The organism is Noviherbaspirillum cavernae, from assembly GCF_003590875.1.
Classification (GTDB): Bacteria; Pseudomonadota; Gammaproteobacteria; order Burkholderiales; family Burkholderiaceae_D; genus Noviherbaspirillum; species Noviherbaspirillum cavernae.
In genome coordinates this window covers 2,412,536-2,436,174 of record NZ_QYUN01000002.1, presented here as the reverse complement: position 1 = coordinate 2,436,174, position 23,639 = coordinate 2,412,536, and the positions used below count along the sequence as shown (strand labels likewise).

Here is a 23,639-nt window from a genome sequence, read left to right as displayed (position 1 = left end):
TATTGCAAAACGCTTCCAAACTAACATGACAAAAACATAATCAGTTTGCGGTTTTTCAACGGTAGGAATTTTTCCACTGTCGTAGAGCTGCGAATGCCGGAATTGGTTCCGTAGAGGAAATCAATTGCTCTTTCGTCAATCTGTCGAGGATGTCTTTCTCGCGGTATCTGAGGAAGGGGTTGGTCGCCTTTTCCAGGCCGATGGTGGAGGGTACGGTCGGTTGGCCCTGCTCACGCCTGGCTTGCTCGATGCGAATGCGTTCCTGCAGGGCGGTGTTGCCCGGTTCGACTTCATGTGCGAATCGCAGGTTGGACAAGGTGTATTCGTGTGCGCAATACACCCTGGTTGCGTCCGGCAGGCTTGAAAGTTTTGCCAACGAGTCAACCATCTGTTCCGGCGTGCCTTCGAACAGGCGTCCGCAACCGCCCGCGAACAGCGTATCGCCACAGAACAGCCAGCTTTGATCTTGCGCAACGTAGGCAATGTGACCGCGCGTATGGCCCGGCACGTCGAGCACCGATAGATGCAGGCCGAGTTCGGGTATTGTCACTGTGTCACCCTCGCCGAGTGGATGCGTCACGCCGGGGATCGCTTCCTTGCGCGGCCCGAAGACCGGGACCTTGAATCGTCTCAACAAATCAGGCACGCCGCCTGCATGGTCAGCATGATGATGTGTCAGTAGAATAGCTACTAGGGAGAGCTTGTGCGCCTCGAGTGCGGCAAGAATCGGCGCCGCATCGCCAGGATCAACGACCGCAGCGTGCGTGCGATCGTGAATCAGCCACAAGTAATTGTCTGCAAACGCCGGAACAGTCAGAACGTCCAACATAACGATGCATAACCTTTCAGCCGAAAAAGCCATTATATCGCTCGGTGCATGGCTGGAAACGCCAGCCGGAAGCTATGTGCGGGCATGGCAGCAAGCGCGGCTGGACATGCTGACGGCGGATATTTTCGGCTTCAATGCGATGCAGATCGGCTTGCCCCAGATTAACGCCCTGAGTGCCAATCGGATGCCCAACAAATGGCTCACCGACACGCATCTTCCCGCTGCTGCGGAAGACGGCAATACGGTGCCGATCGTGGTGGTGCATGATTTTGCCGAGTTGCCGTTTGCGTCACAAAGTCTCGACCTGCTGGTCTTGCCGCATGTGCTGGAATTCACCGAAGAGCCCCACCAGGTGTTGCGTGAAGTGGAGCGGGTGCTGATTCCCGAAGGGCAGGTTATTGTCTGCGGCTTCAATCCGGCCAGTCTGTGGGGCTTGCGTCAGGCAGCGGGTCGTCTGACCGGCGCGCATTTTCTGCCGCAGAACGGGGAGTTCATCAGCCTGCCGCGCCTGAAGGACTGGCTGAAGCTCCTCAACATGGAAGTCAATCGCGGCCACTACGGCTGTTATGCGCCGCCTTTCATCACCACCAAGTGGCTGGACCGTTTTTCATTCATGGAAAAAGCGGGCGACCGCTGGTGGCCTTATCTCGGCGCCATCTACATGGTGCAGGCGATCAAGCGCGTCAGGGGCATGCGTCTGATCGGTCCCGCATGGAAAACGCGGCCGGCCAACGCCCCCAAGGCGGTCCCCGCCACTAACCGCATACACAAGAATACAGATCAATGATGGAAAAAATCGAGATTTACACCGACGGCGCCTGCAAGGGAAATCCGGGCCCCGGCGGTTGGGGAGCGTTGCTGGTGGCCGGAGAACACCGCAAGGAACTCTTCGGCGGCGAGCTGAATACCACCAACAACCGCATGGAACTGAAGGCGGTCATCGAAGCGCTCTCCTTGCTCAAGCGTCCATGCGAGGTGATCGTCCATACGGACAGCCAGTACGTCCAGAAGGGCATCAGCGAATGGATCCACGGCTGGAAGGCGCGCGGCTGGAAAACCGCGGCGAAGGCGCCGGTCAAGAACGTCGATCTGTGGCAGGCGCTCGATGCCGCGCAAGCGGACCATGCGATCCAGTGGCGCTGGGTCAAGGGCCACGCCGGACATGCGGGCAACGAGCGCGCCGACGCGCTTGCCAACCTGGGCGTTGCCTCCGTGTCCTGAAACAGGCCTTGTGCTACATTCAATGACTCTCATGCACGCATCCTTGTCCCAACTCTTCCAATAACAAGCAAACACATGAACGCACGGAGACTGGTTTATTCCGGCATCGCCGCACTCGGCATTGCAGCCCTCGGCACTTACGCCTTTTACGCGCAACGCGGAACCTCGGGACCCAACGAGAAAACCGCCGGAGCGGTCCCGCCGGCACCGGCAGGTATCGCGAATGCCGCGCCCAGGAGCGCCAGCGGCAACGGCCCGATTGCGGTTGATGTGGCCATTGTGTCGGCGGCGCGCCTGCTCGACGACATCAACGCGACCGGCACGATCCGCTCGAACGAGGCGGTCGTGATCCGGCCGGAGGTCGCGGGCCGCATCACCAGACTCAATTTCGCCGATGGCCAGAGCGTGAGGAAAGGACAAGTGCTGGTTGCCTTCGATTCTGCGGTCAATCAGGCGGAAGTGCAGCAGGCGAAGGCCGAACTCGACATTGCACGCGCCAACTTTGAGCGCAACGACGATCTCGCGAAGCAGAAATTCATCTCCATCCGCGCCCGCGACGAGTCGGCATCGAACGTGCAGGTTCTCGAGGCGAAGCTGGCGCTGGCGCAGGCGAAGCTGTCCAAGCTGGAAATCAAGGCGCCGTTTGCCGGCGTGGTCGGCATCCGCAGCGTCAGCGTGGGCGACTACGTGAAGGACGGCGCGGATCTCGTCAACCTCGAAGACATCTCCAGCGTGAAAGTCGACTTTCGCGTGCCGGAAAAATTCGTTGACATCGTGCGGCCCGGCCAGGATATCGAGGTCGTGGTCGACGCGCTGCCGAACAAGCCTTTTGCTGCCAAGGTCGACGCGATCGATCCGCAGGTCGACAGTTCAGGCCGTTCTGCCTTGTTGCGCGGCCGCATCTCCAATCCCGAAGGCAGGCTGAAGCCAGGCATGTTCGCGCGTGTCAAGTTGATCCTTGGCCAGCGCGAGAATGCGCTGGTCGTGCCGGAGGAGGCGATCGTGCCGCAGGGCGGCAAGGCGACCGTCTGGAAAGTCGTGGACGGCAAGGCTGCGCGTGTCGAAGTCAAGATCGGCATGCGCCGCGATGCGAAGGTCGAGATCACGGAAGGATTGCGACTCGGCGAGACAGTCGTGACTGCCGGCCAGATGAGACTGTCGAGCAACGGCGTACCGGTCAGAATCGCGGACGGCGGCGAACGAAACGGCAAACCGAGCGATGCCGCCAAGGCCAACGACAGCGGCGCGGCCGTTGCGCCGGCGATGCGCGTCGCGAAGAACTAACGGGGCGCGTCATGGTTTTATCCGATATCTGCATTCGTCGTCCCGTGTTTGCGACGGTGATGTCGCTCATCATCGTGCTTGTCGGGCTGGTTTCCTACAAGCAGCTCTCCGTGCGCGAGTATCCGAAGATCGACGAGCCGGTGGTGACCGTCGATACCAAGTATCCGGGCGCGAGTTCGGAGGTGGTTGAATCGCAGATCACCAAGCCGCTGGAGGATTCCATCGCCGGCATCGACGGCATCGATGTCCTGACTTCGATTTCGCGCGCGGAACAAAGCCAGATCACGGTGCGCTTCCGCCTTGAAAAGAACCCCGATTCCGGTGCCAACGACGTGCGCGACCGCGTCTCGCGCGTGCGCTCGAAACTGCCGCAGACGATTGAGGAACCCGTCATCGCCAAGGTTGAGGCCGATGCCAGTCCGATCATCTGGCTGGCCTTTTCCAGCACCACGATGTCGTCACTGGACTTGACCGATGTCGCCAACCGCATCGTCAAGCCGCGTATGCAGCTGTTGCCGGGTGCGGCCGATGTGCGCATCAACGGCGACCGCAAATATTCCATGCGCATCTGGCTCGACCGCAACAAGCTCGCCGCCCAGCGCCTGACCCCGCCGGATGTCGAAGATGCACTGCGCCGGCAGAATGTTGAAGTGCCCGCCGGCCGGATCGAATCGATGCAGCGCGAATTCTCGGTCGTCTCGCAAACTGACCTGACGACGCCGGAAGAATTCGAAAACATCATCGTTCGCAACGTCAACGGCTATGCGGTGCGTCTGAAGGACGTGGCGCGGGTCGAAATCGGACCGGCGGCAGAACGTTCATCGGTGCGCTTCAATGGCGGCAACGCAGTGGCGCTCGGCGTGATCCGGCAGGCCACCGCGAATCCGCTGGAACTGGCCGCCTATGTGAAGGCCGAACTGCCGAAACTGAACGAGGAGCTGAAACCGCAAGGCATCGAAGTCGGCATCTCGTATGACTCGACCGTGTTCATCGACCGCTCCATCAAATCGGTGTACCACACCATCGGTGAAGCGGTGGTGCTGGTGGGGCTGGTCATTTTCGTGTTCTTGCGTTCATTCCGTGCATCGATCATTCCGCTGGTCACGATCCCGGTGTCCCTGATCGGCGCGTTCGCGCTGATGTCGCTGGCCGGCTTTTCAATCAATACGCTGACGCTGCTTGCACTGGTGCTTGCCATCGGCCTGGTGGTGGACGATGCCATCGTCGTCCTCGAAAACATCTACCGGCATATCGAAGAAGGGATGAAGCCGTTTGATGCCGCCCTGAAAGGCGCAAAGGAAATCGGCTTCGCGGTGATCGCGATGACCATGACGCTGGCCGCGGTATATGCGCCGGTCGCGTTTACGCCGGGGCGTACCGGAAGATTGTTCATCGAATTCGCATTGACGCTGGCAGGTGCGGTGATCGTGTCCGGTTTCGTCGCGCTGACGCTGTCGCCCATGATGTGTTCCGTCCTCCTCAAGCATCAGGAAAAGCACGGCCCGGTCTATCGCATCGTCGAAAATGGCTTGAACGCCATCACCGCTGCGTATCGGCGCATGCTGGTAACGTCGTTGTCGGCGCGCTGGCTGGTCGTGCTGGTGTACGTGATTGTTATTGGCGGGCTGGTCTGGCTGGGCACGAGCATGAAGAAAGAGCTGGCTCCGATCGAGGACCGCGGCGTCATCTTCACTTCACTTTCCGGCCCGGACGGCGCCTCGCTGGACTATACGCAGAAGTATGCGCTGCGCCTCGAAGACATCGCCAGGGAAACGAAGGAAATCGACCGTATCTTCATCGTGTCCGGCTCGCCCACGGTGGAGCGCGGGATCGCATTTTTTCGCACTGTCGATTGGGAAGATCGCAATCGATCAACGCTGCAGATGGTCAAGGAAATGCAGCCGAAAATGGCGGGCATCCCCGGCTTGCTGGCCTTCCCGAATGCGCCGCCTTCGCTCGGACAGTCGGCGCGAGAACGTCCGGTCAATCTCGTGGTGATGAGCAGTGCGCCATATCAGGAAATGCAGGATGTGGTGCAGCAGATCGTCGCCGAGGCGAGCAAGAACCCCGGTCTGGCCAATATCGACACCGATCTGCGCCTGAACAAGCCGCAAGTCAATGTCACGGTCGACCGCGACAAGGCGGCGGATGCCGGCGTGCAGATCGAAACCGTCGGCCGGATTCTGGAAACCATGCTTGGCGGGCGCAATGTCACGCGCTTCAAGAAAGACGGCGAGCAGTACGATGTGGTGGTCCAGATCGGCAAGGGCGAGCGGAATTCGCCGGAAGACATCAACAACATTTTCGTGCGCAGCAAGAACGACCAGATGATTGCGCTGGCGAGTCTGTTGAAGGTGCAGGAAACGGTTGCGCCGCGCGAACTGAATCACTTTGGCCAGCGCCGGGCCGTGGTCATTTCCGCCAACCTCGCCAATGGCTACACCCAAGGCGAAGCGCTGGACTTCATGGAAGCGACTGCGCAGAAACACATCAAGCCCGGCTACGCCACGGATTTGTCGGGCTCGTCGCGCGAATACAAGACCTCCAGCGGCAGCCTGATGCTGACCTTCGTACTCGCGCTGGCATTCATCTATCTCGTACTGGCTGCACAGTTTGAAAGCTTCATCGACCCGTTCATCATCATGCTGACCGTGCCGTTGTCGATGGCCGGAGCGCTGGGCGCATTGCAGTTGAGCGGCGGCACGCTCAACGTGTACAGCCAGATCGGCCTGATCACGCTGGTCGGACTGATCACCAAGCACGGCATCCTGATCGTGGAATTCACGAACCAGTTGCGCGAGCAAGGAAAATCCATGCACGAAGCCATTGTGGAGGCGGCGGAATTGCGCTTGCGTCCGATCCTGATGACGACCGGCGCGATGGTGTTGGGTGCCATGCCGCTCGCGCTAGCGACCGGCGCCGGTGCGGAATCGCGCATCCAGATCGGCTGGGTCATCGTCGGCGGCATGAGCTTCGGCACGCTGCTGACCCTGTTCGTGGTGCCGACCGTCTATACCTTCCTGTCGCGTCAGAAAGCGCACATGCCGGCCGTCATGGCCGACGCGCAGCCGGTCGCGTCCCCCGTAACTGCTCATTGAATCATGCGACAAATCGTTCTCGATACCGAAACCACAGGTCTCAATCCGCGCTCCGGCGACCGCATCATCGAAGTTGGCTGCGTCGAAATCATCAACCGCCGCCTGACCGGCAACAACTTTCACACCTATATCAATCCGGAACGAGACTCGGAAGAGGGTGCGCTTGCCGTGCACGGATTGACGACCGAATTCCTCAGCGACAAACCGAAATTCGCCGAGATCGCCAATGAACTGCGCGATTACGTCAGCGGCGCGGAAATCATCATTCACAATGCGCCATTCGACCTCGCCTTTCTGGATGCGGAATTCAAGCGCTTGAGTTTTCCCCGCTTCGCCGATCACGTAGGCGAGATCACCGACACGCTGGTGCAAGCGAAGGAAATGCATCCGGGCAAGCGCAATTCGCTCGACGCATTGTGCGACCGCTACGGCATCTCGAATGCGCACCGCGCGCTCCACGGCGCGTTGCTCGATGCCGAATTGCTGGCCGAGGTTTATCTTGCGATGACGCGAGGCCAGAACAGCCTGACGATCGATCTTGCCGTGGCCGAAACCGCTACCGTCAGCGACATGGTGCTGGAAAACGCTCCCATGGCGGACATCATTGTCATGCAGGCATCCGAAGACGAGTGCGCCGAACACGAAGCGCTCCTCGACCGCCTGGACAAGGAAGTGAAAGGCGCCAGCATTTGGCGCGCCACTCCCGGAAATTGATCTGGCCCATCTTTTGTGAGATAATTCGGGTCGCTTTGGACGGTTAGCTCAGGGGTAGAGCACTGCCTTCACACGGCAGGGGTCACTGGTTCGATCCCAGTACCGTCCACCATCAAATCAAGCACTTAGAGCCTATCCCAGTAGGCCTATGCTTCGCCAGGTGATAATGCCGCAGGCGAGATGAAGGAACGCGAGATGGTTCTTCGCCTTCTTGGCCCAACGAATCAGCAAGCCACGAAACCGGTTCAGCCAGCTATGCGTACGCTCCACCACCCAGCGGCGGGCTCTCGTTCCCGTCTGCCGCTGCTGCGCTTCCTCCCCGCGTGACCGGATGTGCGCCCGGTAGCCCAATTCAAGCGCCAACTGCTGGATCTGCGGATAGTCATAGCCCTTGTCCAGGCACAGTCCTTGTGGCCACACCGCAAGCAATGACGGTCGCCCCACTTCCAGCGACTCCAGTGTCGGTCGCGCCAGCTTCATGTCATGGCGGTTCGCACCATCAATGACGATGGCCAGGGGAATGCCGTGTGCGTCCGTCAGCAGGCTGCGCTTGACGCCGCCTTTGCCGCGATCCGTTGGATTGGGGCCGATTTTTTTCCCCACCCAGAGGAGCCTTGGTCATCGCGCCGTCGAGTGACAGCCAGGACCAGTCGATTTCCCGCAACGCCGCTGCCGACAACAGCCCATGCATCCAGAACTCCTCGAACACGCCGGCATCAACCCATTCCTGAAAGCGCCGATGCGCCGAACTGCTGGAACAAATGCCGGTACCGTTCAATGCATTCCACTGGCAACCGGTACGCAACACGAACAAGATCGCATCCATGGCTGCCCGGTCGCAGACACGCGGGTTATGGCAGCCCAGCGGATGTGGCTTGCGTGGCGGTAAAAGCGGCTCCATTTGCGCCCAGAGTCTGTCTGGCAAACGCCAGCCGTCGTCCTGCTTGACCATGCCCATGTCGAACCTCCTTCGCCAACATGCGCTTGGACCACCATTTACCTCGCAATTTCCCTTGCCGACGGCCTACCGGGATAGGCTCTTAGTATATTTCGATATGTCTTGGGATACCACGAAATACCCAAAATTTAGGGTGTTTTTTGGGTTGATTTGGGCTGCTAGAAGTTACTAAATCCATTAGCTGTTGGTATATTCAACGGCAAGTCTGCTGCACCCAATGAAGATCACCGCATGGTAATTGAACACGGCATGTGTAAGGGGGGCGGGTCCCATGGGCATATATGCAATGCCGAAGGTGCAATCATGGCGGCTCCCTATTCTGAGGATTTGCGGCGGAAAATCGTGCAGGCGTGCGAACGAGGAACACAATCGCAACGCGAAGTGGCCGGGTTTTTCAATGTCAGCCTGTCCTTTGTCGAAGCGCTGTTGAGCCACTATCGCCGCAGTGGCGGCGAGCTGGTTCGACAGCGGCATAAATCCGGACGACGCGTACTGCTTGATGAGGCTTGCCGAGAGCAATTGCGGCAGTGGCTGCTGGAACAGTCCGATCTGACTTTGAAAGAGTTGATCGGACGATTGCAGGCCGGTACCGGCATTGCCGTCAGTGAACCCACCATGTGCCGGGTTCTGCATCGGATGGGCCTGCGCCGAAAAAAAGACCGTACATGCCACAGAACGGGACATGGCGCGCGTACGTCTGGCACGTCGTCGCTACCGCAAGCAGATCGCATCCTGTCCTGTCAAAAGGCTGAAATTCATCGACGAGTCCGGCCTGAACATTGCCATGACGCGTCGTTATGGACGGGCGATGCACGGCCAGCGGGTGCATGACGCGGTACCGGGAAACTTCGGGCGCAATGTCAGCATTCCCGGTTCGCTTTCCTGCCATGGCATGGAGGCCGTCATGACGGTCGAAGGCGCGGTCGATGCGGCGGTATTCCGGGCTTGTGTTGCCCATGCTCTGGTGCCGACGCTGCGCTCAGGTGACGTGGTGGTGATGGATAACCTGAGCGTCCACAAGGTCCCGGACATTGAAGCCATGATTGCTGGCGCCGGCGCGCAACTGATTTACCTGCCGCCGTACTCTCCCGACTGGTCACCGATCGAGCCTTGCTGGTCCAAAATCAAAACCCGCTTGCGCGGCATGAAGGCCCGGACACGTGAGGCGCTTGATCAGGCGCTCACCAAAGTGATCGGCAGAATCAGCAACAGCGATGCCAGCGGCTGGTTCGCCCACTGCGGTTATTCCATTCATTGATTTGAAAATCGCTCTAGGTCAGCCTCGCTCGCGTAGCCTTGAGGAACAATGCGTTCTGATACCACAATTACGTCGCGCCCAGCGCAGAATTTTTGAGTGAGCCGTCGCCCGTCAGACTCGGTCATGCTGACAAACGCTAATTTGCCGTAGCACGCTTTCTTGATCTCTTCGGGTAAGCAATCCATCGCATACTGCCCCCAGTAATTACCACTCTGCCCGCAATCCCACCCTTCAATAGACCCGAAAATGCTCATATTCATCCCCCGATGGACTACTCGAGAATCTTACTGCTAATGAATGAGTGTTGGAGGCTCGAGCGTCCAAAGGGCATTCATGTCGATGCCGTCGAGCCCGGGAACATTCCTGTGAATCAAGGAAGCGTCACAACGACAGCTGCGACCCGCTACGCCCACATACAAACGCCCTGGAAATAGGGCAGAGGTGTTGAAGCGCTGCAGCACGCGTGCTCCGAGAAATGCGCCGCGAAGCGCGTTCAATGTTCAGAACGCATTTCCGACGACCTCAGTAACGGTATTTCGACCACCTCATCCGCGACTGTCGGTACGATCTTTCGTATGCTCAGGACTGGCGCTTCATTATCCAAACGTTCTGCGCAAACGGCGAGCAAGTGCTCTTGGGTCGGCCGGAATTGCCAGAAGCTCCAGCGATTACCATCGTCACCCAATTTCTGATCGATGGTAATCTGCACAGTGCACTCACGCGGATAGTGGAAGCTGAACCGGTCTAGAGGAAGCGACAGCCCCATGCCGCGCGCCTTGATATAGGATTCCTTGAACGTCCAGTATTCGAAAAAGCGATCCTGACGCTGTTCGGCTGGGACGGTGGCCAGATCGGCGATTTCTACCGGCGAAAAGTGCCGCTCTGCGAGGTCAATTGAAGCTTGGCGTGTCTGGAGATTTTCGACATCGATCCCCAAGGCGCAACGCCGTGAAACTGCCAGTGCGATCAGGCCACGGGCATGCGAAATATTGAAGCACAAGTCCGTTGCATCAATGTCACAATTCGCGACCTCGGGGCGGCCGTAGGTATTTGCCGAGAATATCCAGTTCACAGGAGAGATTGGCGCATAGCGTGACAGTACCGTCCGCACCATTGCCCGCGTCACGAGGTAGCACAGGCGGTCATCAGCAAAACAAAAGTGTTTCTCCCGCTCGCGCTCGGCATCGCTAAGCAGCTCTCGCAGATTCGAGAGCAATCGCGTGTCAACAATGTCTTGGTAATAGGTCAACCATATGTCAATACCGCGCCTACAGGCGGCAGGGTGAGCGTGGTCTAACATTTCAGTCTTTGTCGATGCAGAACAACACCTTGAAGCGATCAGATCCTATGGATGGCCGAATGCGTCTTGCATGCACTTTCCCTCAAGATGTACGGCTGTGTGACCGCACAACTCGATAGGGCATCGCTCCACGGGCTGAGTCTGTTCAAGCCTCGGATTCCAGATCGTCGTCACGACCGCATATTTTCGACCTGGGCATGACCGCCGGTCCATACGGGAGGAATACACAAAGGAGGTGTTCAGTTGAAGAAACTGTCCTCGGGCAAGCCGCACCGTGTGACGAAATCGCGCCGAGCCGATTCGACGACCACCGGCGCGCCGCAGGTATACACGTGGAAATCGCGCAAATCGGGAAAATCGACGATCACGGCGTGGTGAACGAAGCCCGTGCGTCCGGTCCAAGCATCGCCGGCCTTCGCCTCGCTCAACACCGGCACATAGGCCAATGCTGGCATCGCCTCCGCTTGCCGCGTCACCCAATCGTGCAGGTAGAAATCGTCCTTGATGCGCCCGCCCCAATACAGATGCACGGGTCGCCGATTGCGTGCCGCGACCAGGTCCTCGATCATGGCCTTGAACGGACTGAAGCCGGTTCCGGAAGCGAGGAAAATCACGGGGACATGACGATCCTGCGGCCGGTCGCGGAAATGGAATTCGCCGAACGGACCTTCGATCGCCAGCTCTCCGCCGCGTTGCCGCGTATCGAGCACCTCGCGGATGAAGCCCCCGCCCGGCGGCTGCCTGACATGCAACTCGACCGTACCCTCGCGATCCGGACGGTTGACGATGGAAAAACTGCGCTTCGATCCGTCGGGTAGCACCAGGTCGAGGTACTGCCCGGAACGATGCAGGAAGCCTTCGTCGGCCAATGCCAGCTTGATGCCCAGGATATCCGCGGACAACGCTTCCACGCTGGAGATCCGGCAAGCCACCTTGTCGACGACATGCATGGCTTCAGTCGGCACGTTCATCCAGCACCGGATAGGTCACCACGGGATGGCCGCCCGCTGCATCCTGCAAGAGGGGCAGGATGCTCTGCAGCTTGGACGTCGAAATGGCATGCGTCGTCGCGATCAGGTCAGTCATGCCTTCCCGGCTTTCGTCCTGCAGCAGCGTGCTGACAGATACGTCGGCCTTCGCGAAAATCGCGCTGACTTCCGCGAGGACGCCCACCTTGTCCTCGACCTTGAGGCGCAAATAGAATTGGCTGCTGCACTCGTCGGACGACAGGTATTCCTTTCCTGCCATAGCGCTTTTCTTGAAGCCCATGTTGGGCGCGCCAACATACTTGCCGTCCCGAGTGCTCTGGGCAAGATCGATCAGGTCGGCGAGAATGGCGCTGGCGGTTTGCACGCCGCCCGCGCCCGAACCGTAGAAGAATGCCGGACCGAACAGATCGCCGGCCAGCGAAATGCCGTTCATCGAACCTCGCACGTGGGCCAGCATGGAATGGTTCGGCACCAGCGTGGGCGCGACCGAGATGGAGACCTTGTCGTTCCTGAGCTGGGCCTGGGCGATGAGCTTCAATTCATAGCCCAGCCGCTTGGCGGCCTGGATATCGGCGCGCTCGATCTCGGTGATCCCCTTGAACCGCACCATGTCGAAATCGACCGGAACCCCGAACGCCAGGGAGGCGAGGATCGTGATCTTGTGCGCCGCATCCTCGCCGTTCACGTCGAGGGCGGGATCGGCTTCTGCATATCCCTTCTGCTGGGCCTGGGCCAGCGCGTCGCCGAAGTCGGCGCCCTGTTCGCTCATCTGCGACAGGATGTAATTCGAGGTGCCGTTCAGGATGCCGACGATGGAGCTGACGCGATTGGCGGCGGCAGATTCCTTGAGCGTCTTGATGATCGGGATCGACACGGCGACCGCCCCTTCGAACAGCACGCATACGCCCTTCTGGTCCGCCAGCTGCAATATCTTCTCGCCGCTGGTCGCAAGCAAGGCTTTGTTCGCCGTGATGACGTGCTTGCCGTTGGCGATCGCGCGCAGCACCAGCTCCTTGGCCAGCTCGACGCCGCCGATCAGTTCGATCACGACGTCGATCTCGGGATCATCGACCACGGACCAGCAATCGTCCGTCAGCACGCAAGCTTGCGGCACCAGGCCCGACGCGCGGCTCACGGTTCGCGTCGCCACCTTGGCGATTTCGATCTCGGTCTCGAGCTTCGACGCGATCAGATCCCGGTTGAACACGAATCTTTGTACCGTCGCCGCGGCCACGTTGCCGAATCCCAATACGCCTATCTTCATATGCAACACCCTCACCTTTTCAATAAACAAATTTGAGCTTGCGAACCACGATCATAACCGGACCTGGTCATCGGACGACCGGACCACTTCGCGCATGGCCGAGGACATCGGCATGCTCAGATCGAATCCGAGGTCGGGCAGCGGCTGCATGAACCATTTCGCATACAAGGATGCGAAGCCATCCGATCGGAAGAGACAGGCCAATTGATCGTCGACCGCGGCCTTGAACGCATCCTCTCCCATGCGGATCATGAAGCCGTAGGGTTCACCGCCCAGCCCGTCGGGGAAGAAACGCACGCCTGCGGCCTGCGAACGCAGCAGCAGGGATTTCAATATCACTTCGTCCGCGATGATGGCGTCGACCTGCGGATCGTCGCGGAAGCGTTCGAATGCGGAAAAAATGCTGGGGCATCCCGTGAAATCGAAACGTTGGTCCGGATCGGGATGCTCACATTCCATCAAGGAGCGGTGGCTCGTGGAATCCTGGATGCCGGTGATCGTCAATGCGCGACGTCCGTCCGTATCCGCGGCCGAGTCCTTCAACAGGATCCGATGCGCAGTGTAGAAGATCGAGCGGCTGAACAGCGAATACCGTTGCCGCTCCACGGTATTCGTCGTGGAACCGCATTCCATGTCGATCAGGCCCTGCTCCAGGAAGGCCAGCCGATTCGACGAGGTGACCTCGACGGGAACGATCTCCACTTCGTCGCGCCCGCATTGCCGGCCGATCGCGGCGACGACATGCCGGCACAGATCAACCGAATAGCCGACGGGGTCGAATGTCTCGTCGACGGAATAGGAAAACGGCGGCGTGTACCGCTGGAATCCGACATGGAGCGCACCGCGTTCCTTCAACTTATCCAATGCAGGTTGAATCAGCATCGTGTTTGCAAACCTCGATCAAGTGATGAACGAAAGCCAGAAGTTCTTCCGACTCCTTCAGAAAATACATGTGCCCGCCGCGCATCGGCGTAATGCTGAATGACGCGCTGGTATGATCACGCCAGCGGGCGACCGCCTCCCTGGTGGCCAAACCGTCTTGTGTGGCATAGACGCAATGCAGATCGATCGGGAGACGACCAGCGGGCGGTTCGGCAAGCTCCCTCTCCATCCATGCGCAGTCCGCGGAAAGCGTCCTCTGGAAAATCTCCAGCAATTCCGGGTTCTCCAGCGCCTTCGGAAAATCCTCGCCCAACAATGCAAACCACTCGCGCAAATCGCCCGGCCGCCGACCCAAGTCCCGCAACGGCACATCTGGCGATTGCGCCGAAAGAATCACGATCGGACGGAGACCATGCCGCCGCCAAAGCTGTGCCGCGACGGCCCATGCGATGGACGCGCCCATGCTGTGCCCGAAGAGGAACAGCGTTCCGGCGCGCACGGCGGCCAATTCGTCTGCGATCTGAACGGACACTTCGGCCAGGGTCTGGGAAAAGGCCTCGTGCATCCGGTCTTCGCGTCCCGGCAATTGCACCAATGCGACGCTCGCCGATAGCTTCAATTTCGCGGTCCATGGCCGGAAGGCGGACGCTCCCGTGCCAGCATGCGGGAAGCACACCAGTAGGTCGGGCTGCGGCGATGCATGCAATCGAAGAAGCCGGGTATCGCGGAACATCGCGCCACCCTATCGCGGCTGCGTGGGCGTCAGGTTTTCCCGGTACTCCGCCGCCAGGTCCTGGTATTCGATCGCGGTATCCCGCAGGTTCCGGATATCGCTTTCGCTCAAGCTCATGAGCACCTTGGCCGGACTGCCGGAGAGCAGGCTGCCGGACGGGAACCGCGGCCCTGAGCTGAGCATGGAGCCGGCGGTGATCATGCAGTCGTCGCCGACTTGCGCGCCGTTCAGGAGTATGGCGCCGATGCCCACGACGGTATGCGCGCCTACCGTGCAGCCGTGCAGCACCACGCCGTGGCCGATCGTCGCGTTTCTTTCGATCACCAGCGGGTAGCCGGGGTCGGCATGGAGCACCGAGTGCTCCTGGATATTGGCCCCTTCCCTGATGACGATCTTTTCCTTGTCGCCCCGGATGGTGACGCCGGGCCAGATACTCACGTTCTTTTCGATGAGAACGTCGCCGATGATGATCGCATCGTCGAAGACATAGGCGCTCGGGTGGATTTGCGGGGCGATGCCCTTGAATGCATAGGTTTTCATCGTTGGCTCCGCATGAGTCCCGACAGCAGGCGCAGGCTGCCCAGGACTTCTTCCTTCTTCAATCCGAAATCGACCAGGCAGGCGACTTCATCGACGCCCATGGCCTTGAAATTCGCGAGGACCGACTCCGCCTGTTCCGCGTCGCCGATCAATGAGCTGGTCTTGACGTAGCGGGTGAACACCATGTCGACAAAATCGTCGCTGTCTTCGCCTAGGGAATTCAGGGTCTTCACCTTGTCGTCGGCCGAGGTGTTCGCGGTCTGATGCTGAGTGACGAAGGACTTCAGGTAATCCGTCAACGCCGGCCTCACCCGTTCCACGGCGCGCCGCGGATCTTCGTCGACATAGGTATGCAGCATCAGCGACACGACACCGGATTCCGGATTCAAGCCGGCCGACGCTCTCGCCTCCCGATAGATCCGGATGCGCTTCTCGAGATCCTTCGGCCCGAAATTGATCAAGGCCGACAAGACGTTGAAGTTGTTTTCCCCGGCAAAACGCCATGCGTCCTCTTTTTGCGAGGTCGTGAGCCACAACGGCAAGGTCTTTTGCACGGGCCGGGGATAGGTGACGATCGCCTGGATATCGCCGTTGGCATCCGTCTTCTCGATCGGCTCGCCTTGCCACATGCGCCGCAATTGGTCGCGATACTCATTGAGAATGTCGAACTTGCCGGCGAAATTTTCGGGCTTGAGCACGAAGTCGCGCACATGCCATCCCGGGGCGACCGCGAGATCGACGCGGCCGTTTGACAGGTTGTCCACCACCGACCATTCTTCGGCCACCCGTATCGGATCGTGCAGCGGCAGATTGATGCTGCCCGCACGCAGCCTGACATTGCGGGTGACGGTGGCCAAGGCGGCCGCCAGCGTCGCGGGATTCGGATAGGCGCCGCCGACTTCGGTGAAATGCCGCTCGGGCGTCCAGATCGCCTTGAAGCCTTGAGCATCGGCAAATTTCGCAACGTCCAACAGCAGGTCGTAAGGCGCGCATCCATTGGCGACGCCGGAAAAGAAGATGACGCCCAATTCGGGGATGGTGGCACGTCTGGTCTGCACCGGCGTCTTGGGTGCTTCACCTGTTTTGAGGCCCTGCAGCTTGGCATTCAGGAAGGACAGCTGGCTCTTCGTGAGGACACTGGCGTCAGCCATGCTTGGCGCCCTCCAGCAGCTTGTTGGCGATCTGCAGAGAAATGTCGGCAATCGAGCTGTTCTCGTAGAAGCCGCGCATCGGGATATCCAGCTGAAAGGTTTCACGCAGCTTGTTGATCAGCTGGATGGCGATCAGGGAGTTTCCGCCGAGATCGAAGAAGGCAGTCTGCCTGTCGATGTCGGCGCTGCCGAGATAGGTCGCATAGATGTCGGCCACCACCGATTCGACCGGATTGTCCTGGACGTGTTCGACCGGCTGCGGGGCGGGGTGGGTCGGACCCTGGCTTGCGCCTGGCGTGCTCGCCGCGGCCTCCATCTGCTGGCACGACGCGGGAGTCTCGACCATGCGTGCGCCGCGCTTGCCGAACCCGATGACCGGTTCTATCCAATGCCGCGTGCGATCGAAGGGATAGGCCGGCAGAGCCGCCCTGCGTCGGCCGACGACGAAGGGATCGAGAGCCACGCGGTCCGACATCGTCCAGTAGGCGGCGATCGTATTCAGGAAGGAGGAGTACTCCTCGTCCACGCCGCCGAGCGCCTGCACCACCTTGCTTTCACCGTTCGGCCGTGTGGCGAGATTGGCTTGAACCAGGTTGCTCATGGCATACCCATGGCCGATCTCGATGAAATTCCTGACGCCCAGCTCATGCAGGGTTTGCACGGATTTCGCAAACTGGACCGATCTCAGCAGGTGGTCCGACCAATAGATCGGGTTCTTGTATTCGTATTCCGTCAGGATGCGGCCGGTAATGTTGGAGACGATCGGAATGCGCGCGTCGTTGAACGGCACGCCCTTCATGAACTCCAGGAATTCGGCTGCTGCCTGGCGCATCATGTGGGAGTGGAAGGCATGCGAGGTCTTGAGCCGTTGATGCCCGAAACCGCGCGATTTGAATATGTCGGCCGCCGCATCGATCTGCTCGAAGCCGCCGGACACCACGAACTGCTTCGGCGAATTGTGCGCGGCCACCGAGACGGCGCGCTCCTGCAGCAGCTCCTCCAAGCCGTCGAGGCTTTCGGCGGCGAGCATGGCGCCAGGTTCGCAGCGCACCATGGACTGCGCTCGCTTCATCACCACCGCGGCCGCGGTCTGCAGATCGAACACGCCGGAGACGGCGGCGGCGATCAGTTCGCCGAGGCTGTGGCCGAACACGTAGTTGGGCGCGACCCCGATATCGAGCAGCGTGCGGGCAAGTGCGAACTCAACGGCGAACAGGAGAGGCTGCGTGATGAGCGTCGACGAAATATCCTGCTCTTTATCCCGGTTCCAAAGATAGGCCGACAGATCGAGTCCGTGTTCGACCTTGAAGACCGCCAGCACGCGATCCAGCTGCTGCTTGAATTGCGGCGATTCGCCGGCGAGCGTCGAACCCATGTCGACGTTCTGCGTGCCCTGGCCGGAGAAGACGAAGGCCATCAGCCTGGAATCCTTGCTCAGGCGGCGGTTGTATTGGCCGGACTTCAAGCGCGACAGCGCCTCCTTGTGACTCCTAGCGACGAACGCAAGCCGGTTGGGCAGCAAGGGCCGGCAGAAATACGCCGTATGGGCGGCATCGGCAAAGGAAGCGAAAGGATCAGAGGAGAAATACGCCTGATGATCTCCCGCCAGCCGGTTCAGCGCACCTTCCGATTTCGCGGAGAGCGTGAAGATCCTGTACGACTCTTCCGACGGCGACGACACCTCCCTCCGGTCTTCATGGTTCTGCAGGATCACATGGCTGTTGGTGCCGCCCATGCCGAACGCGCTGACGGCCACGATCTGCGGTCTCGAGGTATCGAGCTCCGTGCTGCGGCCGGTCACATAGAAGCGCGATTGTTCGAGCCCAAGGTTCGGATTGACCTCTTTCACATGAAGGGTCGCAGGAATCTTCTTGTGCTTCAGTATCAGGGCCGCCTTGATCAGGCCGATGATGCCCGCCGCGATATTGAAGTGGCCGAAGTTCGCCTTCAGCGAACCGATGCCGCACGGCGTACCCGCCTCGCCATAGGCTTGCCGGATCGCGTCCACCTCAATCGGATCGCCCAGTGCGGTTCCCGTGCCGTGCGCTTCGATGTACTGGATGTCTTCCGGGTTGATGTCGGCAATCTGGATGGCGTCGCGCAGCGCTTCGACCTGCCCGGTCACGCTGGGAGCTGTGAAGCCGACCTTCATCGAACCGTCGTTGTTGATGGCGGAGGCCTTGATGACGGCGACGATCTCGTCGCCGTCGTCGACCGCATCGCTCAATCGCTTCAGCAATACCAGGCCGAGTCCGTTGGTGAAGATGGTGCCGTTCGAATCGGCGGCGAACGGACGGCAGTTGCCGTCTGGCGAAAGCACGCCATCCTCTTGGTACAGGTAGCCTGCGTCCTGCGGCAGCTTGATGCAGACCGCACCCGCGATGGCTGCATCGCATTCGTTGAGAAGCAGGCTCTGGCAAGCCACGTGCACGGCGACGATGCCGGTCGAGCAGGAGGTCTGCACATTGAGGCTCGGGCCCTTGAGATTCAGCTTGTAGGAAGTGCGCGTGGCGAGGAAATCCTTGTCGTTGCCGTGCCGGACGACCATCTCGCCTAGGGCGTCGATCAGGTCGTCTCTCTCGAGCACGCCGAACAGGTAGGAGCTAAATGCGGATCCGGCGAATACCCCGATTCGCTGCTTGCTGCGGGCCGGATCGATATTGCCCCGGTTCAGCAAGGTCACGGCGGATTCGAGCATCGCCCGCTGCTGCACGTCCAGGACGTCCGCTTCCTTCGCGCCGATATCGAAGTAGCCGGCGTCGAATCGATCGATATCGTCGAGGATGCCGGCGCGCTTGACGTAGTTCGGCTTGCCGAGCACTTCCTGCGCAACGCCCGCTTGCTGGATCTGCTCGTCCTGCAAATCGGTGATCGTGTATTTTTCCTGCATCAGCAGGTCCCAGAGCGCATCCACGTCGGAGGCCTGCGGAATCCTGCATTCCATCGCGACTATGGCAATGGAACTTTCGTCATCATTTGGCATGGAATATTCCTTGAGTCGTTGTCATGGTGCCTCAATTCCTGGGACGCGCACGCGCGGCGATGATGCGCCGCCTGTTCTGGACTTGTCCGAGCAACGCATGGCCTGCGTCCGGGCTCGCCTGCGTGGAGCGATGCAGCAACTGGTCGACCAATTGCGCCTGCGACTCCACCGTCGTGTTCTGGAAGAAGCGCACCACCGGAATCCTCAGGTTGAACTGCTTCTCGACCTGTTCGTGCAGCACCATGATCGATAGCGAATTCCCTCCGACATCGAAGAAATTTTGCGTGCGAAGCAGTCCGGGGCGATCCAGCAGCTGCATCCAGATCCTTTCGATATGGTCAGCGGCGGTCTGGTCGTGACGCTGCGATGCATCCTGCAGCGGCGCCGCCGGTCGATTAGCATATTCGGTGAGAGACTTACGGTCGATCTTCCCATTCGACAGCCTCGGAAGAACCTCCCTGAAGTGCAATTGGGAAGGAATCATCACGGCAGGAAGCTTGTCGCGCAGGAAGTTCAGGATGGTGCTCTCGCCGCGCTCGTCGGACGCGATGAAACCGACGATCGTCTTGGTGAACCGGTTCTGGCGCGCGCACACGAACACGTCGCGCACCGAAGGATGCGATGCGAGTATTGATTTCACCTCCAGCAGATCGATCCTGACGCCGTTGATCTTGATCTGGTCGTCCTTGCGGCCGAGGATCTCGATCTCGTTGTCCCGGTTCCTTCTGCCGAGATCCCCGGTCCGGTACAGGGGCTCCGTCGTCGCCCCGGGGGCCAAGCCCTCCACGAACGGCGGCACCAATCCGCTTTCGGTGAGGTAGCCATGCGAGCGGTAAGGCGTCGCAATGCAGATTTCCCCGGTCTGGCCGGGCTCGCACAGACTGCCATCGTCGGCCAGGATGTAGGACATCGATCCGAGAATGTTGAATCCGATCGGCTGCACGCCCTCGGCCACGTCGCTCCCGATGCGCTTGAAGTGTTTTGCCAGGGTCGTCTCCGTCGGTCCGTACAGGTTGACGATTTCGCTGTTCGGAAAGACGCGCTTCCATTTCTTCACCAGGACGCCCTCCAGGGGTTCTCCGGCAAAGAAGGTGTGCTTCAGGCTCTCGATCGGCGCCTCCGGCCGATGCGTGTTGATCCAGAGATTCGTGATGGACGGCACCAGGTGCGTTGCCGTGATGCGGCTGTCGCGCAGGAAATCGAAGGCGAAGCGCGCGCTCGGCGGCGGAGAAACCGGAATGCACACCGTCGCGCCGCTGATGAGCGGCGTCAGGACATCCCGAAACCATACGTCGAACGACAGGTTGGTGAAATGGGCGAAGCGTTCGCCGGGGCCGATCGAGAATTCCCGGCGTTGCCAAGTGAGGAAATGCGACAGACCGTTGTGGCTGCCGACGATCGCCTTGGGCCGTCCGGTCGAGCCGGAGGTGAACGCGATGTAGGCCTGATCGCCCGCTTGATTCTCGAACCCGGATTCGACCGGCGTCGGCGCAGTCGAACGATATTCGATCACGGGCAGGTCGCTGACGGCGAAGTCGGCGCCGCACAGCATGACTGCACCGGTCGGGACCGATTTCAGCATCAGGTTGCGACGCTCTTCCGGCATCGAGGAATCGATCAGCATGACCGTCGAACCGGCCGCCCAGACCGCTATGGTGCAAGCGATTACGTCGACCGAGCGTTCGCCGCAGACGGCGACGATCGTTCGCTGTCCGAGCTGATGCGCGCGTAGATGAGCGCGTATCGAATTGGCGCGATCGAGCAGGCCATCGTAAGTGATGCGTTGCCCTCCGCATTCGATTGCCACCTGGTCACCGTACCGGGCGCAGGCGCGATGAAACAGGACATGGACCTGATCGAACGCCTCTCTGACCTCGTCGAATGTCGCGTTGAAAGTTGTCACGTTTCAAGCTCCAGATCCGGATCAAGCCGCCTGGTGGAAGGTCGCAAGGATCGCGGCGGCGGCCATGAAGAGGAAACCGAAGATCTTGTTGAGCATGCTCATCTGCGCTTCCGTCTTCAGATAGCCCAAAGCCTTGGCCGCCAGCCCGGTGTAGCCGGCCATAACAACTAGGTCGGTGAAGGCGAAGGTCAGCGCGATCAGCAGATATTGCATGGGCATCGGCGTCCTGTAATCGATGAATTGCGGGATCACCGCCAGCATGAAGATGTAGCCCTTGGGATTGATGACATTCAGGCCCCACCCCTTGAAAATCAGCGTACCCAGGCCGACCTTCTCGCGCTGATCCTGGTTGATCTTGATCGGCGAACCCTTGGAACGCCATTGATCGAAGCCGAGATAGAATAGGTAGGCGACGCCAGCCCATTTCAGAATATTGAAGGTCATGGGCGACGCCTGGATGATGGCGCCGAGCCCGACCACGACCGCAAGGAATACGGTCCACAAACCGAGGACCAGGCCCAGCACGCCGAAGTAGCCGCGCCTGAACCCGTGATTCAATCCGTTGGTCATGGAAAACACCGAACCGGCACCGGGAGAAAGAGAAAAAATCCAAGACGCCAAAAAACAAGTACCCCAGATGTCGATTTTCATGATTAATAAATTCGTTTTGTGATTTCAAAAATAGAGACAAAAAGTTCTGATCCGCCGGTTGACAAGTTGATAATTACGTCCGAGCTACGCAGGCTCGACCCTAGACTGCATACCAAAGTCTTCGTCGCGCACTGGAATCAAGCGAGCACTCCGGGTGTGCGCGCAGACGACTAGCACGAACCCGCAGGGCGCGAACTTAAGGAAGTACTGGCGGGGAAAACGAATAGCGATTATTGCCAGTTGCAGAAATCGTATTGTTTTTTGAGAGATACGGGGTAACCGCATATCCACAAGGAAGACAATTTATTTGAAATTTCTATTGCTATTTTGACATATAAAATATTTATTTGTCAATACATTAGTCCCAATCAAAATCTTCGCAAGCTATCATCGAACCTTTTCATGGAGTTCAACTTGCCGTTGCTGGTAACGAGACCGGAGCGTAAGTCGGAGCTATAACACTCCATCAGCCACACCCGGGCATCGGTTAGACCCTAGAGTGGATTTCATAACGGCAAAAGGAACGTAAAACCAGAATGCGGGTCCCATGGGCATATATGCAATGCCGAAGGTGCAATCATGGCGGCTCCCTATTCTGAGGATTTGCGGCGGAAAATCGTGCAGGCGTGCGAACGAGGAACACAATCGCAACGCGAAGTGGCCGGGTTTTTCAATGTCAGCCTGTCCTTTGTCGAAGCGCTGTTGAGCCACTATCGCCGCAGTGGCGGCGAGCTGGTTCGACAGCGGCATAAATCCGGACGACGCGTACTGCTTGATGAGGCTTGCCGAGAGCAATTGCGGCAGTGGCTGCTGGAACAGTCCGATCTGACTTTGAAAGAGTTGATCGGACGATTGCAGGCCGGTACCGGCATTGCCGTCAGTGAACCCACCATGTGCCGGGTTCTGCATCGGATGGGCCTGCGCCGAAAAAAAGACCGTACATGCCACAGAACGGGACACGGCGCGCGTACGTCTGGCACGTCGTCGCTACCGCAAGCAGATCGCATCCTGTCCTGTCAAAAGGCTGAAATTCATCGACGAGTCCGGCCTGAACATTGCCATGACGCGTCGTTATGGACGGGCGATGCACGGCCAGCGGGTGCATGACGCGGTACCGGGAAACTTCGGGCGCAATGTCAGCATTCCCGGTTCGCTTTCCTGCCATGGCATGGAGGCCGTCATGACGGTCGAAGGCGCGGTCGATGCGGCGGTATTCCGGGCTTGTGTTGCCCATGCTCTGGTGCCGACGCTGCGCTCAGGTGACGTGGTGGTGATGGATAACCTGAGCGTCCACAAGGTCCCGGACATTGAAGCCATGATTGCTGGCGCCGGCGCGCAACTGATTTACCTGCCGCCGTACTCTCCCGACTGGTCACCGATCGAGCCTTGCTGGTCCAAAATCAAAACCCGCTTGCGCGGCATGAAGGCCCGGACACGTGAGGCGCTTGATCAGGCGCTCACCAAAGTGATCGGCAGAATCAGCAACAGCGATGCCAGCGGCTGGTTCGCCCACTGCGGTTATTCCATTCATTGATTTGAAAATCGCTCTAGCGTCTTATGTCCGGTCACCGCACTGGCCTCCATCACGTTCAAGCCCTTCTCAAAAAGTCGGCTTGCGCCTTCATGGCGGAGGTCATGTATGCGCAGATCTGGCGAACCGATGTTTGCTCGGGCAGCTCTCCATTGGTATCGGAGCGCACCAGCACCTATCGAAAAGACTTTACCCTTGATACCTATTGTTAGGTTTCGAACAGCTGCAACGGCACGACTGGACAATGGAAGAATTCGTGAGTGACCGCTTTTTGAGTCTGGCAAAAGCACGGTTTGTTTTTTCAGGTCGATATGCCTTGGCCGAGCTGGATAAATTCGCATCGGCCATTT

At 59.4% G+C, this 23,639-nt stretch carries 22 protein-coding genes and 1 tRNA gene; 8 read left to right on the top strand and 15 right to left on the bottom strand.

Features of this window, described 5'->3' with window-relative positions:
• Positions 1–55: 55 nt before the first annotated feature.
• Positions 56–829: a hydroxyacylglutathione hydrolase gene (gene gloB, locus D3870_RS11380; protein ID WP_119739189.1), complete on the bottom strand. Its 774-nt coding sequence runs from the start codon at positions 827–829 to the stop codon at positions 56–58.
• A gap of 4 nt (positions 830–833) precedes the next feature.
• Here gloB and D3870_RS11375 point away from each other — a divergent pair, with 4 nt between their 5' ends.
• The 6 genes from D3870_RS11375 to D3870_RS11350 all read left to right on the top strand — a co-directional run bounded on the left by D3870_RS11375 (position 834) and on the right by D3870_RS11350 (position 7,258).
• On the top strand, positions 834–1,616 hold the full coding sequence (locus D3870_RS11375) for a class I SAM-dependent methyltransferase (protein ID WP_119739188.1): 783 nt from the start codon (positions 834–836) through the stop codon (positions 1,614–1,616).
• Positions 1,616–2,050, top strand: coding sequence for a ribonuclease HI (gene rnhA / locus D3870_RS11370; protein WP_119739186.1), 435 nt, complete (start codon positions 1,616–1,618; stop codon positions 2,048–2,050). Before D3870_RS11375 ends, rnhA begins: the two co-directional genes overlap by 1 nt.
• A 75-nt stretch (positions 2,051–2,125) precedes the next feature.
• On the top strand, positions 2,126–3,334 hold the full coding sequence (locus D3870_RS11365) for an efflux RND transporter periplasmic adaptor subunit (RefSeq protein WP_119739184.1): 1,209 nt from the start codon (positions 2,126–2,128) through the stop codon (positions 3,332–3,334).
• A gap of 11 nt (positions 3,335–3,345) precedes the next feature.
• Entirely contained in the window at positions 3,346–6,432 is a 3,087-nt protein-coding gene (locus tag D3870_RS11360; RefSeq protein ID WP_119739182.1) for an efflux RND transporter permease subunit, read from the top strand.
• Positions 6,433–6,435: 3 nt separating this feature from the next.
• Complete coding sequence (gene dnaQ, locus D3870_RS11355) at positions 6,436–7,146, top strand: DNA polymerase III subunit epsilon (RefSeq protein WP_119739180.1); 711 nt, start codon at positions 6,436–6,438, stop codon at positions 7,144–7,146.
• 37 nt (positions 7,147–7,183) lie between these two features.
• A tRNA-Val gene (locus D3870_RS11350) sits at positions 7,184–7,258 on the top strand.
• 20 nt (positions 7,259–7,278) lie between these two features.
• Here D3870_RS11350 and D3870_RS11345 read toward each other — a convergent pair.
• A protein-coding gene (locus D3870_RS11345; protein ID WP_199710509.1) for an IS5 family transposase occupies positions 7,279–8,104 on the bottom strand; the annotation gives its coding sequence in 2 pieces (ribosomal slippage) (positions 7,279–7,734 and positions 7,736–8,104; 825 coding nt in all).
• 177 nt (positions 8,105–8,281) lie between these two features.
• Entirely contained in the window at positions 8,282–8,788 is a 507-nt protein-coding gene (locus tag D3870_RS11340) for a hypothetical protein (RefSeq protein WP_119739178.1), read from the bottom strand.
• Here D3870_RS11340 and D3870_RS11335 point away from each other — a divergent pair.
• Entirely contained in the window at positions 8,787–9,362 is a 576-nt protein-coding gene (locus D3870_RS11335) for an IS630 family transposase (RefSeq protein WP_119739176.1), read from the top strand. The two genes, D3870_RS11340 and D3870_RS11335, sit on opposite strands and share 2 nt — an antisense overlap.
• 493 nt (positions 9,363–9,855) lie before the next feature.
• Here D3870_RS11335 and D3870_RS11325 read toward each other — a convergent pair whose 3' ends face one another.
• The 11 genes from D3870_RS11325 to D3870_RS22055 form a co-directional block, all read right to left on the bottom strand.
• Complete coding sequence (locus D3870_RS11325; RefSeq protein ID WP_158590436.1) at positions 9,856–10,611, bottom strand: 4'-phosphopantetheinyl transferase family protein; 756 nt, start codon at positions 10,609–10,611, stop codon at positions 9,856–9,858.
• 290 nt (positions 10,612–10,901) lie between these two features.
• A complete protein-coding gene (locus D3870_RS11320) occupies positions 10,902–11,633 on the bottom strand; it encodes an FAD-binding oxidoreductase (protein ID WP_119739170.1) in 732 nt (243 codons plus the stop codon).
• Positions 11,617–12,915: a homoserine dehydrogenase gene (locus D3870_RS11315; protein WP_119739168.1), complete on the bottom strand. Its 1,299-nt coding sequence runs from the start codon at positions 12,913–12,915 to the stop codon at positions 11,617–11,619. Before D3870_RS11315 ends, D3870_RS11320 begins: the two co-directional genes overlap by 17 nt.
• Positions 12,916–12,966: 51 nt before the next feature.
• On the bottom strand, positions 12,967–13,797 hold the full coding sequence (locus D3870_RS11310; protein ID WP_119739166.1) for a transporter substrate-binding domain-containing protein: 831 nt from the start codon (positions 13,795–13,797) through the stop codon (positions 12,967–12,969).
• A complete protein-coding gene (locus tag D3870_RS11305) occupies positions 13,772–14,530 on the bottom strand; it encodes a thioesterase II family protein (protein ID WP_119739164.1) in 759 nt (252 codons plus the stop codon). Before D3870_RS11305 ends, D3870_RS11310 begins: the two co-directional genes overlap by 26 nt.
• Positions 14,531–14,539: 9 nt before the next feature.
• The gene (locus tag D3870_RS11300; protein ID WP_119739162.1) at positions 14,540–15,070 is read right to left on the bottom strand and encodes a gamma carbonic anhydrase family protein; all 531 of its coding nucleotides are present in this window, start codon (positions 15,068–15,070) and stop codon (positions 14,540–14,542) included.
• Positions 15,067–16,221, bottom strand: a complete 1,155-nt coding sequence (locus D3870_RS11295) for a MupA/Atu3671 family FMN-dependent luciferase-like monooxygenase (protein ID WP_119739160.1) — start codon at positions 16,219–16,221, stop codon at positions 15,067–15,069. The genes D3870_RS11300 and D3870_RS11295 overlap by 4 nt, the downstream gene beginning before the upstream one ends.
• Complete coding sequence (locus D3870_RS11290) at positions 16,214–19,204, bottom strand: type I polyketide synthase (RefSeq protein WP_119739158.1); 2,991 nt, start codon at positions 19,202–19,204, stop codon at positions 16,214–16,216. The genes D3870_RS11295 and D3870_RS11290 overlap by 8 nt, the downstream gene beginning before the upstream one ends.
• Positions 19,205–19,235: 31 nt before the next feature.
• Positions 19,236–21,107, bottom strand: a complete 1,872-nt coding sequence (locus D3870_RS11285; protein ID WP_119739156.1) for a non-ribosomal peptide synthetase — start codon at positions 21,105–21,107, stop codon at positions 19,236–19,238.
• Positions 21,108–21,128: 21 nt separating this feature from the next.
• On the bottom strand, positions 21,129–21,758 hold the full coding sequence (locus tag D3870_RS11280) for a LysE family transporter (protein ID WP_119739154.1): 630 nt from the start codon (positions 21,756–21,758) through the stop codon (positions 21,129–21,131).
• Between the two features lie 453 nt (positions 21,759–22,211).
• Entirely contained in the window at positions 22,212–22,667 is a 456-nt protein-coding gene (locus D3870_RS22055) for a hypothetical protein (RefSeq protein WP_147375771.1), read from the bottom strand.
• Between D3870_RS22055 and D3870_RS11275 the strand changes: the two genes are divergently transcribed.
• Entirely contained in the window at positions 22,639–23,292 is a 654-nt protein-coding gene (locus D3870_RS11275) for an IS630 family transposase (RefSeq protein ID WP_158590390.1), read from the top strand. The two genes, D3870_RS22055 and D3870_RS11275, sit on opposite strands and share 29 nt — an antisense overlap.
• Here the strand turns inward: D3870_RS11275 and D3870_RS23240 are convergent.
• On the bottom strand, positions 23,286–23,630 hold the full coding sequence (locus D3870_RS23240) for a site-specific integrase (RefSeq protein ID WP_119739152.1): 345 nt from the start codon (positions 23,628–23,630) through the stop codon (positions 23,286–23,288). The two genes, D3870_RS11275 and D3870_RS23240, sit on opposite strands and share 7 nt — an antisense overlap.
• Between the last annotated feature and the right edge of the window lie 9 nt (positions 23,631–23,639).